This is a genomic window from Streptomyces tyrfis (assembly GCF_037034285.1).
Lineage (GTDB): Bacteria > Actinomycetota > Actinomycetes > Streptomycetales > Streptomycetaceae > Streptomyces.
In genome coordinates, this window is the sequence record NZ_JBAGJZ010000126.1 from 1 (window position 1) to 610 (window position 610).

The following is a 610-nucleotide window of genomic DNA, read 5'->3' on the forward strand; positions in this document are numbered from 1 at the left end:
CGTCGTCCCGCCGCAGTCTGCTGCGGGCGTCGGGTCTGGCCGGTCTGGTCGTGGCCTCCACGGCCGTGGCCTCCGGCAGTGCGCAGGCCGCGCCGTCGCACACCGGTGACGTCCTGCGGGTCGACACCGTCGCCGCGCTGCGCGCGCTGAACACGAAACCGTTCGACGACGGCACCCAGATCCTCGTCGCCGGCTACCACGCCCCCGGCGACGGCGGCGCCATGGCCCTGCGCTGGCACAAGAAGTCCACCACCGCCCACAACGGCGGCACCGTCATCGCCCCCGCCGGCAAGAACCCCGGCCCCGGACGCTGGCACCAGCTCCACACCGGCACCGTCGACTTCCGCACCTTCGGCCACCTCGACGACAAGACCCCCGCCGACGCCGCCCTCGACGCCATGATCACCGACAAGAGCGTCCACCGCGTCGAGGCCCACACCGACCTCCTGTTCACCAGACGCCACCTCTTCGACCGCTCCCACATCGAACTCGACTTCGGCGGCCACCGCATACGCACCGAAGGCATCGAGAAGAACACCCACGACAACCCCTTCGGCGCCGTCCTCTCCTTCCGCGGCACCGTCACCACCACCACCGTCCGCCACGCCCT

Annotated in this window: 1 pseudogene; it reads left to right on the plus strand. The window is 71.5% G+C overall.

The features are described from left to right. Positions 1-610, plus strand: a pseudogene (locus WA762_RS35505) (peptidase C14); the annotation flags it as partial.